This window comes from Pseudomonas migulae NBRC 103157, from assembly GCF_002091715.1.
In the GTDB taxonomy this organism is placed as follows: Bacteria; Pseudomonadota; Gammaproteobacteria; order Pseudomonadales; family Pseudomonadaceae; genus Aquipseudomonas; species Aquipseudomonas migulae_A.
In genome coordinates, this window is record NZ_BDAG01000005.1 from 146,847 (window position 1) to 161,409 (window position 14,563).

At 60.6% G+C, this 14,563-nt stretch carries 10 protein-coding genes; 9 read left to right on the plus strand and 1 reads right to left on the minus strand.

Going from position 1 to position 14,563, the window contains the following annotated elements; translation table 11 throughout:
• Window positions 1-233: 233 nt before the first annotated feature.
• The 3 genes from PMI01S_RS06285 to choV all read left to right on the plus strand — a co-directional run bounded on the left by PMI01S_RS06285 (window position 234) and on the right by choV (window position 3,268).
• The gene (locus tag PMI01S_RS06285; RefSeq protein WP_084318472.1) at window positions 234-1,181 is read left to right on the plus strand and encodes a choline ABC transporter substrate-binding protein; all 948 of its coding nucleotides are present in this window, start codon (window positions 234-236) and stop codon (window positions 1,179-1,181) included.
• A 66-nt stretch (window positions 1,182-1,247) separates the two neighbouring features.
• On the plus strand, window positions 1,248-2,093 hold the full coding sequence (gene choW, locus PMI01S_RS06290; RefSeq protein WP_084318473.1) for a choline ABC transporter permease subunit: 846 nt from the start codon (window positions 1,248-1,250) through the stop codon (window positions 2,091-2,093).
• The gene (gene choV / locus PMI01S_RS06295) at window positions 2,090-3,268 is read left to right on the plus strand and encodes a choline ABC transporter ATP-binding protein (protein ID WP_084318474.1); all 1,179 of its coding nucleotides are present in this window, start codon (window positions 2,090-2,092) and stop codon (window positions 3,266-3,268) included. Before choW ends, choV begins: the two co-directional genes overlap by 4 nt.
• Window positions 3,269-3,494: 226 nt before the next feature.
• Here choV and PMI01S_RS06305 read toward each other — a convergent pair whose 3' ends face one another.
• Window positions 3,495-5,444 (minus strand): BCCT family transporter, encoded by a 1,950-nt coding sequence (locus PMI01S_RS06305; protein ID WP_235864486.1) that lies wholly within the window; start codon window positions 5,442-5,444, stop codon window positions 3,495-3,497.
• A 377-nt stretch (window positions 5,445-5,821) separates the two neighbouring features.
• Between PMI01S_RS06305 and betI the strand changes: the two genes are divergently transcribed.
• The 6 genes from betI to mdtD all read left to right on the plus strand — a co-directional run bounded on the left by betI (window position 5,822) and on the right by mdtD (window position 14,510).
• The gene (betI, locus tag PMI01S_RS06310; RefSeq protein WP_084318476.1) at window positions 5,822-6,415 is read left to right on the plus strand and encodes a transcriptional regulator BetI; all 594 of its coding nucleotides are present in this window, start codon (window positions 5,822-5,824) and stop codon (window positions 6,413-6,415) included.
• Between the two features lie 108 nt (window positions 6,416-6,523).
• Window positions 6,524-7,996 (plus strand): betaine-aldehyde dehydrogenase, encoded by a 1,473-nt coding sequence (betB, locus tag PMI01S_RS06315; RefSeq protein ID WP_084318477.1) that lies wholly within the window; start codon window positions 6,524-6,526, stop codon window positions 7,994-7,996.
• Window positions 7,997-8,166: 170 nt separating this feature from the next.
• Window positions 8,167-9,870 (plus strand): choline dehydrogenase, encoded by a 1,704-nt coding sequence (gene betA / locus PMI01S_RS06320; RefSeq protein ID WP_084318478.1) that lies wholly within the window; start codon window positions 8,167-8,169, stop codon window positions 9,868-9,870.
• 267 nt (window positions 9,871-10,137) lie between these two features.
• Entirely contained in the window at window positions 10,138-11,580 is a 1,443-nt protein-coding gene (locus PMI01S_RS06325) for a TldD/PmbA family protein (RefSeq protein ID WP_084318479.1), read from the plus strand.
• Window positions 11,580-12,917, plus strand: coding sequence for a TldD/PmbA family protein (locus PMI01S_RS06330; protein WP_084318480.1), 1,338 nt, complete (start codon window positions 11,580-11,582; stop codon window positions 12,915-12,917). Before PMI01S_RS06325 ends, PMI01S_RS06330 begins: the two co-directional genes overlap by 1 nt.
• A gap of 165 nt (window positions 12,918-13,082) precedes the next feature.
• On the plus strand, window positions 13,083-14,510 hold the full coding sequence (gene mdtD / locus PMI01S_RS06335) for a multidrug transporter subunit MdtD (RefSeq protein WP_084318481.1): 1,428 nt from the start codon (window positions 13,083-13,085) through the stop codon (window positions 14,508-14,510).
• Window positions 14,511-14,563 lie beyond the last annotated feature (53 nt).

A 14,563-nucleotide genomic window follows, 5' to 3' on the forward strand; every position in this document is an offset into this window, starting at 1 on the left:
GGGGAAAATGGGCTGAAAAAATCTGTAAACGACGTCACCGACACTGGATGCGACCATCCCTGTACTGGTTACGACGCACCCTGTAGGCGTCAGATTTTCACTGGTACATGATCATATCGACTCGATTGCAAGGCGCCGTGGTAGAGCTGTCTCCAAAACGCCATCCAACCGCAACCTATAAGTGCGGTGGTCCAGTCGGAACACTGCCAAAAAAAACACCAAGGAGTCCATCCATGAAAGGTTCCCCGTCGTTGTTGTTGGCCGCCATGCTGAGTCTGCCGTTACTGGCTCAAGCCGCAGAACCCGCTCAGTGCAGCACCGTAAACTTCTCCGATGTCGGCTGGACCGACATTACCGCGACAACCGCCACCACTAGCGTCGTGCTCGATGCCCTGGGCTACAAGACCAAAACCACCATGATTTCCGTGCCGGTGACCTACAAGTCCCTGGCTGACGGCAAGAACATGGACGTCTTCCTGGGTAACTGGATGCCGACCATGGAAAACGACATCAAGGCCTACCGCGATGCCGGCACCGTGGATGTCGTGCGCACCAACCTCACCGGTGCCAAGTACACCCTCGCTGTGCCGCAGGCGCTGTATGACAAAGGGCTGCATGACTTCGCCGACATCGCCAAGTTCAAGAAAGAACTCGACGGCAAGATCTACGGCATCGAACCGGGTAACGACGGCAACCGTCTGATCCAGAGTATGATCGACAAGAACGCCTTCGGCTTGAAGGACGCCGGTTTCAAGATGGTCGAATCCAGCGAAGCCGGCATGCTGTCGCAAGTCGACCGCGCCCAGAAACGCGACACCGCCGTCGTATTCCTCGGCTGGGCGCCGCATCCAATGAACAAGCGTTTCAAGATTCAATACCTGACCGGTGGTGACGACTTCTTCGGCCCGGACTTCGGCGCCGCCACCGTGGCAACCAATACCCGCAAGGGGTACGTCCAGGAATGCAGCAACGTTGGTCAGCTGCTGAAAAACCTGGAATTCACCGTCGACATGGAAAGCTCACTGATGGGCAACATCCTGGACGACAAAATGAAGCCTGAAGCGGCCGCCAAGGCCTGGCTGAAAAAGAATCCACAGGTCCTCGATACCTGGCTCGCTGGCGTGACCACCATTGACGGTAAACCAGGCCTGGAGGCCGTGAAAGCCAAGCTCGCGCAGTAATCGCTTACGCCGGGCGGGTTCGCTCGCCCGGGCTGTTTATTTCCTTGCATGCGGACGTTCACTACCATGCTGATTGATCAGAAAATACCTCTAGGCCAGTACATCGCGGGCTTCGTTGAATGGTTGACGCAACACGGCGCCAACACCTTCGACGCAATCGCCGTGTCACTGGAAACGATGATCCACGGCGTGACTTTTGCGCTGACCTGGTTCAACCCGCTGGCATTGATCGGCCTCATCGCGCTACTGGCACACTTCATTCAACGAAAGTGGGGGCTGACCGTTTTCGTCATTGCCTCCTTTCTGCTGATCCTCAATCTGGGGTACTGGCAGGAAACCATGGAAACCCTCGCCCAGGTGCTGTTCGCCACCCTGGTCTGCGTGGTCATCGGTGTGCCGCTGGGCATTGTTGCCGCGCACAAACCGATGTTCTACACCGTGATGCGTCCGGTACTCGATCTGATGCAGACCGTACCGACCTTCGTTTACCTCATTCCTACCCTGACCCTCTTCGGTCTGGGTGTGGTCCCGGGCCTGATCTCCACGGTGGTGTTCGCGATTGCCGCGCCTATCCGCCTGACTTACCTGGGCATTCGCGATGTACCCGCAGAATTGATGGACGCCGGCAAAGCCTTCGGCTGCTCGCGTCGCCAACTGCTCACAAGGATCGAACTGCCCCACGCCATGCCGAGCATCGCGGCCGGCATCACCCAGTGCATCATGCTGTCGCTGTCGATGGTGGTGATCGCCGCACTGGTGGGCGCCGACGGACTGGGCAAACCGGTGGTCAACGCACTGAACACTGCTGATATCGCCCTGGGCTTCGAAGCGGGCCTGGCGATCGTACTGCTGGCGATCATGCTCGACCGTATCTGCAAACAACCCGACGCTAAAGTAGGGGGTGACGCATGAGCATTATTCGCTTCGAAGACGTCGATGTGATTTTCACTAAAGATCCGCGCGAGGCCTTGAAACTTCTTGATCAAGGCTTGACCCGCAGCGAGATCCTGAAAAAGACCGGGCAGATCGTTGGCGTTGAAAAGGCCAGCCTGGACATCGAAAAAGGTGAAATCTGCGTGCTGATGGGCCTGTCCGGCTCCGGCAAATCCAGCCTGCTGCGTTGCATCAACGGCCTCAACACCGTCAGCCGTGGCAAGCTGTTCGTCGAGCACGAAGGCAAGCAAATCAACATTGCCGCCTGCAGTGCCGCCGAACTGAAAATGATGCGCACCAAGCGCATCGCGATGGTGTTCCAGAAGTTCGCCCTGATGCCTTGGCTGACGGTGCGCGAGAACATCAGCTTCGGTCTGGAAATGCAGGGCCGCCCCGAGAAAGAACGCCGCAAGCTGGTGGACGAAAAGCTTGAGCTGGTGGGCCTGACCCAGTGGCGCAACAAGAAGCCCGACGAACTCTCCGGCGGCATGCAGCAGCGTGTCGGCCTGGCCCGCGCGCTGGCGATGGATGCCGATATTCTGCTGATGGACGAACCGTTCTCGGCACTCGACCCGTTGATTCGCCAAGGCCTGCAAGACGAACTGCTGGAACTGCAACGCAAGCTCAGCAAAACCATCGTGTTCGTGAGCCACGACCTCGATGAAGCCTTGAAGCTCGGCAGCCGCATCGCGATCATGAAAGACGGTCGGATCATTCAGTACAGCAAGCCGGAAGAAATCGTGTTGAACCCGGCGGACGACTACGTGCGGACCTTCGTTGCGCACACCAACCCGCTGAACGTGTTGTGCGGTCGCAGCCTGATGCGCACCCTCGACAACTGCAAACGCATCAACGGTTCGGTCTGCCTCGATCCGGGCGGCGATTCGTGGCTGGACCTGGCCGAAGGCAACACCATCAAGGGCGCACGCCAGAATGGTTCGGCCCTGGACTTGCAGAACTGGGTGCCAGGTCAGGCCGTGGAAGGCCTGGGTCGTCGACCTACCCTGGTGGATTCGAACATCGGCATGCGCGATGCGCTGCAGATTCGTTATCAGACCGGCAACAAGCTGGTACTGCATGACAACAACAAGGTGGTCGGGATTCTCGGCGACAGCGAGCTGTATCACGCGCTGCTCGGCAAGAACCTGGGCTAAGGCAGCAGACACAAAAACGCCGCGAGAGTATCGCGGCGTTTTTGTTTATGGGATATCGGGTCAATCAGCTTTGCGGCTGATGGCCCCTTCGCGAGCAAGCCCGCTCCCACATCAGGTCTGCAGTGAACACAGAATGGGTGACCACTAGAGATCAAGTGTGGGAGCGGGCTTGCCCGCGAAGAATGCGACGCAGTGCTTCAGACCGAAACACCGCGCCCTTGATTACTCAACTATAGACCCGGCCAAGCAGCTGCCGATGGCTTTCAAACTGATCGAGCACGTCACGGGTGATCTGATCCTGAGTGAAGCCCATCAAGTCGTAGTCCTGGCTGCCGTTGTGCAGGTACACCTCGGCGCGGTAGTAACGTGCGCGCGGCTCATCGGCACTTTCAGCCGACACCGTGTCGCTCGCCGCCGCCAGGTAGCCATCCAGGCTCACTTCGTAGACAAAAGGGTTGCCCTCTTCCATCTCGATCCGCAGGCCCATGCAACGCTTGGCCTTGCCCAGCAACGTTTGCACGTCCAGACCTTTGCCACGCAATTGCACCACGGCCTCTTCCAGCGCCGGGCTGACTTGCTTGTCCATGAAGCGCTGAACGATCGACTGGTTCGGCTGCAAATCCAGTTGAGTCAGACGCTCGCTGAAGCCACGACGACCGCGTGCAGCCAGTTCCGCTTGCTCCTGTTCGATCTGCACGTCCTGGCGCATGGCCTTGTGCAAGCCGAACATGAAGAACACCAGCACCACCGAGAACGGCAGGCCGGCCAGCACCACCATGGTTTGCATGGCTTCGAAGTTACCGGCGAACAGCAGGCCGATGGTCACCAGGGTGATCACGACAGACCAGAAGATCCGCAGCCAGTGCGGCGCATCTTCGTCAACATTGCCGCCCTTGCACGAAAGGTTGGCCATCATCACCGCGCCGGAATCCGCCGGGGTCAGGAACAGCACGAAACCGACAAAGATCGACACGCCGATCACCACTTTCGACGCCGGGTAATGCTCCAGCAACTGGTAGATTGCCATCGACGGTTGTTCCAGCGCCGTCTTCCCGAGCTCCACCGCCCCATGGTTCATCACCAGGTCCAGGGCCGAGTTACCGAAGATCGACAGCCACGCCAGGGTGAAGCCCAGCGGGATCAGCAGCACGCCAGCCACCAGTTCACGCACCGTGCGACCACGGGAAATACGCGCGATGAACATGCCTACGAATGGCGCCCAGGAAATCCACCAGGCCCAGTAGAACAGGGTCCACAGGCCCAACCAGCGGTCGGACTTCTCACTGTCGCCTTCGTACACATAGAGGTCGAAGGTCTTCAGCACCACGCCGTTCAGGTAGTCGCCGATGTTCTGCACGAAGCCGTTGAGCAGATGCAGGGTCGGGCCGAACAGCAGCACGAAAATCAGCAGGCCGCTGAACAGCACGATATTCAGGTTGGACAGACGACGAATGCCGTTTTCCACGCCGGACACGGCAGCGATGGTCGCCACGGTGCTCATCACGATGATCACGATCAGCAGGTTGGTATTGCTGTGTTCCATGCCGAACAGGTTTTCAAGGCCCGAAGACACTTGCAGCGAACCAATCCCCAGGTTCGTCACCAGCCCCAACAGGGTCACGAACATGCCGAAGCCGTCCACCGCGTGACCGGCCGCGCCTTTGACCCAACGCTCACCGACCAGCGGATACAGCGCCGAACGCAACGCCAGCGGCTGGTTGTGACGGTAGGCAAAGTAAGCAACGGCCAGGCCGACCAGTGCGTAGATCGCCCAGCCATGCAGGCCCCAGTGCAGGAAAGTCAGTTGCACCGCCTGGCGCGCGGCCATGTTGCTGGCCGAAACGCCTTCCGGTGGGTTGAAATAGTGGTCCAGCGGCTCGGAAGCACCGAAGTACAGCAGCGAGATGCCGATACCCGAGGAGAACAGCATCCCCGCCCAGGCGCCATAACTGAAGTCCGGGGTGTCGTCCTTGCTGCCCAGTTTGAGCTTGCCGTAGGACGAAAATGCCAGGCCGACCACAAAAACCAGGTAAGCGGCGATCACCACCATGTAGTACCAGCCGAAGCTGCGGGACAACCAGGCCTGAGCCACTCCGAGCATTCTGCCGGCCTCTTGCGGGGCGATGATCAGAATGGCGGTCAACAGCAGGATCAGCGCGGTAGAGGTGTAGAACACCCAACCGTTGACCGTCACCTTCTCGGGTGGGGTCTTTATTAGAGAGGCAGAACTCATGGCACAGATGCTCCGGCAGTGCGAGAGAAGAACACAAGGCAACGCGATACCCGACCAATCGATTAGTTGGCAGCCGACCGGCGGGTGATATAAAGACACCCCGAAAAAAGCCCGAAGCCTGTAGACGCCGTTGCGTATAGGTTTCGAGCCGTTTTGGATGTCGGTTTATCGCCATTTACACGTAGGAAAAATCTGTAAGCAGCGACGATTTGTCGCAGATCTTATTCTTTGTTGATTGAACGTTCAATCAAAACAAAATAGACTGGCCCTCAATCCGATAGGCGTTTTGCGTCTGCGGAAGGCCTAAGGAGATGTGCAAGATGCCCAAGGTCGGTATGCAACCCATCCGCCGCCAGCAATTGATCGAAGCCACATTGCAGGCCGTCGATCAGGTCGGGATGGGGGATGCCAGCATTGCGCTGATCGCCCGTTTGGCCGGTGTCTCGAATGGCATCATCAGTCATTACTTTCAGGACAAGAACGGCCTGATCGCTGCCACGGCGCAGTACCTGATGAGTGTCCTGAGCGAGAACGTCACCGCGCGCCGTCAGGCGCTGACAGATGCCAGCCCGCGGGCGCATCTGCAGGTGATCATCGAAGGCAACTTCGACGCCAGCCAGGTCAATGGCCCGGCAATGAAAACCTGGCTGGCCTTCTGGGCCACCAGCATGCACCACCCGTCTTTGCACAGGTTGCAGCGGATCAACGATCACCGTCTGTATTCCAACCTGTGCTGCCAGTTCCGCCGCGTATTGCCGCTCGATGATGCGCGCAGTGCAGCCCGGGGCCTGGCAGCCCTCATTGACGGTTTGTGGTTGCGCGGCGCGCTGTCGGGAGATGCTTTCGACACCGAGCAGGCGCACCGGATCGCTTACGAATACATGGATTTCCAACTGGCCAAGCAGGTGAGTTAGAGCACACATAGAACGCTCAACCCCTGAACGCTACCGATGGCGATGCCAACTGCTCCACGGCACACCCCGGTGGTTAACGCCAACCACTTATGCACTTGCGAGGACTTTATGGCCCGTTTCGAACTGCAAAAACTCTACATCGATGGCGGTTACTCCGACGCCAGCAGCGACGCCACTTTCGAAGCCATCAACCCGGCTAACGGTGAAGTCCTCGCAAACGTACAGCGTGCGACCAAGGAAGACGTCGAGCGCGCTGTGGTCAGCGCCGAAAAGGGCCAGAAAATCTGGGCCGCGATGACCGCCATGGAGCGTTCGCGCATCCTGCGCCGTGCCGTGGACATCCTGCGCGAGCGCAACGATGAACTGGCGGCCCTGGAAACCCTGGACACCGGCAAGTCGTTCTCCGAAACCAAGTATGTCGACATCGTCACCGGCGCTGACGTGCTGGAATACTACGCAGGCCTGGTTCCTGCCATCGAAGGCGAGCAGATTCCACTGCGCACGACTTCGTTCGTCTACACCCGTCGCGAGCCGCTGGGCGTTGTCGCCGGTATCGGCGCGTGGAACTACCCGATCCAGATCGCTCTGTGGAAGTCCGCTCCTGCCCTGGCGGCCGGTAACGCGATGATCTTCAAGCCAAGCGAAGTCACTTCCCTGACCACCCTGAAACTGGCCGAGATCTACACCGAAGCAGGCGTTCCGGCTGGCGTGTTCAACGTCCTGACCGGCAGCGGCCGTGAAGTCGGCACCTGGCTGACCGAGCACCCGCGCATCGAAAAAGTCTCGTTCACCGGCGGCACCGACACCGGCAAGAAGGTAATGGCCAGCGCTTCCAGCTCTTCGCTGAAAGACGTGACCATGGAACTGGGCGGCAAGTCCCCGCTGATCATATTCGACGACGCCGACCTCGATCGCGCCGCCGACACCGCGATGATGGCCAACTTCTACAGCTCCGGCCAGGTCTGCACCAACGGTACCCGCGTGTTCGTACCGACTCACCTGAAAGCGGCGTTCGAAGCCAAGATCGCCGAGCGCGTTGCACGCATTCGCATCGGCGACCCGCAAGACGAAAACACCAACTTCGGTCCGCTGGTCAGCTTTGCCCACATGGAAAGCGTGCTGGGCTACATCGCCAAAGGTAAGGAAGAAGGCGCTCGCGTGCTGTGCGGTGGCAGCCGTCTGACCGAAGGTGACTTCGCCAAAGGCGCATTCGTGGCACCGACCGTGTTCACCGACTGCACCGACGAGATGACCATCGTGCGCGAAGAAATCTTCGGCCCGGTGATGGCGATCCTGACCTACGAAACCGAAGAAGAAGTGATCCGTCGTGCCAACGACACCGACTTCGGCCTGGCCGCCGGTATCGTCACCAAGGACCTGAACCGCGCTCACCGCGTGATTCATCAACTGGAAGCCGGTATCTGCTGGATCAACGCCTGGGGCGAGTCCGACGCGAAGATGCCGGTCGGCGGCTACAAGCAGTCGGGTGTTGGCCGTGAGAACGGCATCAGCTCGCTGAACAACTTCACACGCATCAAATCGGTACAGGTCGAACTGGGCGATTACGCCTCGGTTTTCTAAGGCGACATCTGCTTCGCCTGCGAGGCCGCTATCGCCAGCAAGCCGGCTCCTACGGGTTTTTGCGTCGTGCACAAAAGCCACGGCGCCCCCGATCCTGTAGGAGCCGGCTTGCTGGCGATCGAGTGCGCAGCACTCGCCAGACCTGACCATATCTAAAGAGGGTGCATTCAATGTCCCAAGAATTCGATTACATCATCATCGGTGCCGGCTCGGCCGGTAACACCCTGGCGACCCGTCTGACTGAAGACGAAGGCGTCACCGTCCTGCTGCTCGAAGCGGGCGGCCCGGATTACCGCATGGATTTCCGCACGCAAATGCCGGCCGCCCTGGCGTTCCCGCTGCAAGGTCGTCGCTACAACTGGGCCTACGAAACCGATCCAGAGCCACACATGGACGGTCGCCGGATGGAATGCGGTCGCGGCAAGGGCCTGGGCGGTTCTTCGCTGATCAACGGCATGTGCTACATCCGCGGTAACGCGATGGACTACGACAACTGGTCGAAACTGCCAGGCCTGGAAGACTGGACGTACCTCGACTGCCTGCCGTATTTCCGCAAGGCTGAAACCCGTGACATCGGCCCGAACGACTACCACGGTGGCGACGGTCCGGTCAGCGTGACCACGCCGAAAGCCGGCAATAACCCGCTGTTCAGCGCGATGGTTGAAGCCGGTGTGCAAGCCGGTTACCCGCGCACCGAAGATTTGAACGGTTACCAGCAAGAAGGCTTCGGCCCGATGGACCGTACCGTGACGCCGAACGGCCGTCGCGCCAGCACCGCCCGCGGCTACCTGGACATCGCCAAGAAGCGCTCGACCCTGACCATCGTCACTCACGCCCTGACCGACAAGATTCTGTTCGAAGGCAAGCGTGCCGTTGGCGTGCGTTACCTGATCGGCGCCGCTGAAGAGCGCGTTGAAGTCCGCGCCCGCAAAGAAGTGTTGCTGTGTTCCGGCGCCATCGCTTCGCCGCAGATTCTGCAACGCTCCGGCGTCGGCCCGGCCGAACTGCTGAAAAAACTCGACATCCCGGTGGTCCACGACCTGCCAGGCGTCGGCGAAAACCTGCAGGATCACCTCGAGCTGTACCTGCAATACGCTTGCACCCAACCGGTCTCGCTGTACCCGTCGCTGCTCTGGTACAACCAGCCGGCCATCGGTGCCGAATGGCTGTTCAACGGCACCGGCATTGGCGCCAGCAACCAGTTCGAAGCCGGCGGTTTCATTCGCACCCGTCCGGAATTCGATTGGCCGAACATCCAGTACCACTTCCTGCCTGTTGCCATTAACTACAACGGCAGCAACGGCGTGAAAGAGCACGGCTTCCAGGCGCACATGGGTTCCATGCGTTCGCCAAGCCGCGGTCGCATCCAGGCCAAGTCCAAGGACCCTCGCGAGTACCCGAGCATCCTGTTCAACTACATGGCCACCGAGCAGGACTGGCAGGAATTCCGCGACGGCATCCGCCTGACCCGTGAAATCATGCAACAGCCTGCGCTGGACGCCTTCCGTGGCCGCGAAATCAGCCCGGGCATCGACGTGCAAACCGATGAGCAGCTCGACAAGTTCATCCGCGAGCACGCCGAAACCGCGTTCCACCCATCCTGCTCGTGCAAGATGGGCACCGACGAAATGGCCGTGGTCGATGGCGAAGGTCGTGTGCATGGCATGCAAGCCCTGCGCGTGGTCGATGCCTCGATCATGCCGATCATCACCACCGGCAACCTGAATGCGCCAACGATCATGATCGCCGAGAAAATCGCCGACAAGATCCGTGGTCGCAAGCCATTGCCGCGCAGCACCGCCGATTACTACGTGGCCGGTGATGCACCGGTGCGTGGCAAGCCGTTGCGGGATGTGAGTCCTACTGCTCAGTAATACCGTTACACCGCGGTGCTGCCTTCGCGAGCAAGCCCGCTCCCACATTGGTTTTGTGAACGCCACAGATCCAATGTGGGAGCGGGCTTGCTCGCGAAGGGGCCCGAACAAACACTGCACAACCCTCTGACACACCCCGGTAATCCCTTCCTACACCGCTTCGCCCTTGATCCTACCCCCCGCGCAAGCCTAATCTAGCGCCACGCAAACGTTTCACCCCCCTCGCAACACCGATACATCGCAACCCCATACCAAGGAGGTTCCCGAATGTTCGATTTCCACCCCCAGCTCAAGCAGCGCTTCGCTGCCTTGCGCACGGGCGCTGAATTCTTTTCGCTGCGTTATGTGCGCGAGTCCGGCCAGTACCTGTCGGTGCGCAAGAACGTCGCCGAACCTCCGAGCCTGAGGCGTGACGAAGGCGCGATGCTGACCGTGCGCGTCAACGGCGTCGAAGCCTACGCCGCGACCAACGACCTGTCGCAATCCGGCCTGCAGGCCGCGCTGGAAAAAGCCGAGCAACAAGCCCGCCGACTCAAGCCCCACGCCCTGCTCGACCTGCGTGATCAAGCCGTCTCCAGCGACCGCGCCGATTACTTCTCGCCGAACTTCGACCAGCCTTTCCCGTCCCTGAGCGATTGCTATCAACTGCTCGGCGCCGAATCCGCGTCCGTGCCCAAGGACGAACGACTGGTGAACTGGCAGGTAAGCATCGGCATCACCAACGTCGAACAGATCTACCTCAGCAGCGCCGGCGCGGAATTGCGCCAGGCCCAACGCTTCATCTACCCGAGCCTGGAAGTCACCGCCTACGACGGCAGCGACAGCCAGACCCGCACCCTCGGCCGCGAAAACTTCGGCCAACAGGGCGGTTTTGATGTGATCAGTCGCTGCGGCCTGGTGGGTGCAGGTCCGAAAATTGCCGATCAGGCGCTGCAATTGCTACTGGCACCGAACACCCCGCAAGGCCCACGCGACCTGCTGTTGATGCCCGACCAGATGATGCTGCAGATCCACGAATCCATCGGTCACCCGCTGGAGCTGGACCGCATCCTCGGTGACGAGCGCAATTACGCCGGCACCAGTTTCGTCAAGGCAGAAGACTTCGGCCATCTGCAATACGGTTCGAAACTGCTCAACGTGACTTTCGACCCGGACATTCCCGAGCAACTCGCCAGCTACGGCCATGACGACGACGGCACCGCTGCCAGCAAGCAGTTTCTGATCAAGGAAGGTTTGCTGCTGCGTCCATTGGGCGGTGCGCTGTCGCAATTCCGTGCCGGCATGGACGGTGTTGCCAACAGCCGCGCCTGCGGCTGGAATCGCCCGCCGATCGACCGCATGGCCAACCTCAACATCGAGCCTGGCGACCAGCCGCTTGAGCAACTGATCGGCAACATCGAGCACGGCATTTTGATGAGCACCAACCGCTCGTGGTCGATCGACGATGCGCGCAACAAATTCCAGTTCGGTTGCGAATGGGCGCAGTTGATCGAAAACGGCGAGCTCAAAGGCGTGGTGAAAAACCCGAACTACCGTGCGATTTCCGCGCAGTTCTGGAAAAACCTCAGCGCCGTCGGCGACGCCGGCACCTTCAAGGTCCTTGGTACTCCGAACTGCGGCAAGGGCGAGCCGAATCAGGTGATCCGTGTCGGCCATGCGTCGCCGGCCTGTGTGTTCAGCAATGTGGATGTGTTTGGGGGAGACGCCTGATGAGTACGTCAAACAATCAGGCCGACGGGTTCAAGGCCTTGGTCAACTGGCTGCGCGATGCGATTCGCGAGCCGGAGCAGTTCACCCTCAGCTACGCCGCCGAGTCGTCGGCCTTCGTGCGTTTCAACCATGCCAAGGTGCGTCAGGCCGGACAGGTGCAACAGGCGAGCGTCGGCTTCAAACTGATCAACGAGGGCCGGCATGCCGACCTCGACATCACGCTGTCGGGCGATGCTGAAGTCGATCTCCAGCGTTTGGCCGAAGGGCTGCAACAGTTGCGCGAGACCTTGCCGCTGTTGCCCAAAGATCCGTATCTGCTGCTCAACCACAACGGTTGGCAGAGCAAGAACGTGCAGGCGCATCCGCTGCCGGACACTGAGCAAGTGGTCGCCGAAATCGCCCAGGCTGCCGAAGGGCTGGACCTGGTGGGCTTCTATGCGGCCGGGCCGATCAGTCGTGGTTTCGCCAGTTCCTCGGGCGCGTTTGGCTGGCACCAGGCCAACAGCTTCAACTTTGATTTCAGCCTGTTTCATGACAACGGTCAGGCAGTGAAAGCCAGCTACGCCGGGCACGACTGGAACAGCGAAGGGTTTGCCAAACGCTTTGCCCAGGCACGCGAGCAGTTGGCGTTTCTCGGCAGGCCGCAGCGCACCCTGCCACCGGGTCAGTACCGCGCCTATCTGGCACCGGCAGCCATGGGCGAAATCATGGACATGCTGGGCTGGGGTGGATTTTCAGCGCAGTCGATTGCCAGCAAAAACAGCCCGCTGCAGAAGTTTTACGCAGGCAACAGCTCGTTCAGCCCGCTCGTGTCCGTCGATGAAAAAGTCAGCGGTTCGTTGAGCCCGGCGTTTTCCGGCGAGGGTTACCCACGCAGCGATCTTCAGTTGATCGTCGACGGCAAGGCCGGCGCGCAAATGGTCAGCTCGCGCAGTGCGGCCGAATACGGCCTGACCGCCAACGGCGCCAGCGGCGGTGAAATGCCGAGCGCCTTGAACATGGCGGCCGGGACATTGCCTGATGCGGAGATTCTCAAGCAGCTGGGCACGGGGCTGTACATCAGCAACCTGTGGTACTTGAACTACTCGGACCAACCGGCGGCGCGCCTGACCGGCATGACGCGGTTTGCGACGTTCTGGGTCGAGAACGGTGAGATTCAGGTGCCGGTGAGCACCATGCGCTTTGATGACAGCGCCTACAGCTTGCTGGGTTCGCAGTTGGAGGCGTTGACCGAAGAGCGCGAGTTGTTGCTGTCGGCGAGCACTTACAGCCAGCGGGCCACGGCCTCGGCGTTACTGCCGGGTGCGCTCGTCAGCAGGCTGACCTTGACCCTGTAAACACAAAACCCCCAGTACACAGGGGATCCTGCGGTGAGGGGGCTTGCCCCCCGTTCGGCTGCGAAGCAGTCGTAAATCCGGCTAATGCGGTCTGTCTGTCAGACCGCGTTAGCCAGGCAAGCCCCCTCGCCACAGGGGCCGAGCACTACCTGACTAAGAGGTCCCATGCCCAACCGCCCACCTCTCGACGCCGTCACCGCCCGCTGGTTGCCGTGGGTCGTCGCCATTGCCTTCTTCATGCAGTCCCTCGACGGGACCATCCTCAACACCGCCCTGCCGGCCATGGCCCGGGACCTGGCGGAAGATCCGCTGCGCATGCAGGGCGTGATCATCGCCTACATGCTTACCGTCGCCCTGCTGATCCCCGCCTCCGGCTGGATCGCCGATCGCTTTGGCACCAAGAAAATCTTCTTCGGCGCGATCCTGTTGTTCAGCATCGGCTCGTTGCTCTGCGCCCTCTCCAGCAGCCTGAGCATGCTGATCGGCGCCCGAGTGATTCAGGGTCTGGGCGGTGCGCTGATGTTGCCGGTCGGGCGGCTCGTGGTGCTGCGCGCCTACCCGCGCTCGGAGCTGGTGCGGATCATGGGTTTCATCACCATTCCCGGCCTGCTCGGCCCGTTGATCGGCCCGACCATGGGCGGCTGGATGGTGGAATACCTGACCTGGCACTGGATCTTCCTGATCAACCTGCCGGTCGGCGCTGTCGGTTGCTACGCGGTGTGGAGATTCATCCCCGACCTGCGCGGCACCGAGCGCACGCGCTTCGACAGCCTCGGCTTCTTGCTGTTTGGCGCGGCGATGGTGCTGATCACCGTCGCCATGGAGGGTCTCGGCGAACTGCACCTGCCGCACTTGCGCGTGATGTTGCTGCTGTTCGGCGGCATGGCCTGTCTGGCGGCGTACTGGCTGCGAGCCGGGCATATCGAGAATCCGCTGTTCGCGCCGTCGCTGTTCAAGACCCGGACGTTTGCCGTGGGTATCCTCGGCAACCTGTTCGCCCGTCTGGGCAGCGGCGCGCTGCCGTTCCTCGTCCCGTTGCTGCTGCAAGTGGCACTGGGTTACTCGCCGTCCCAGGCCGGGATGAGCATGCTGCCGCTGGCAGCGGCGGCGATGGTTGCCAAGTCGGTGGCGCGGCCGCTGATCGAACGGCTCGGCTATCGCATCGTGCTGACCGGCAACACGTTGGCGCTGGGGTTGATGCTGGCGAGCATGGGCCTGGTCAGCGAGCAGACGCCGTATTGGTTGTTGCTGGGCATGCTGGCGATCCTTGGCGCGATCAACTCCTTGCAGTTCACCGCAATGAACACCGTGACCCTGATCGACCTCGACGACGCCAGCGCCAGCAGCGGCAACAGCCTGCTGTCGGTGGTCGCGCAATTGTCCCTGAGCCTGGGCGTTGCCTGTGCCGGCGCGCTGCTCGGCGGGTTCACGGCAGAAGTCGGCAATGATGGCGTGAACACAGTGCTAGGCGCGTTCCAACTCACGTTTGTGACCGTTGGAATCATGGCGATGCTGGCCGCGACGATCTTCTCGCAGCTCTCGCGGGAAGACGGACGGCGCGTCAGAAGTCCCGAACAGCACATCGAACATTGAGCCGGGCACATCACAGGTTTTGCGTTCGTCCAGAACTTTCGAGGTAAGTGGCC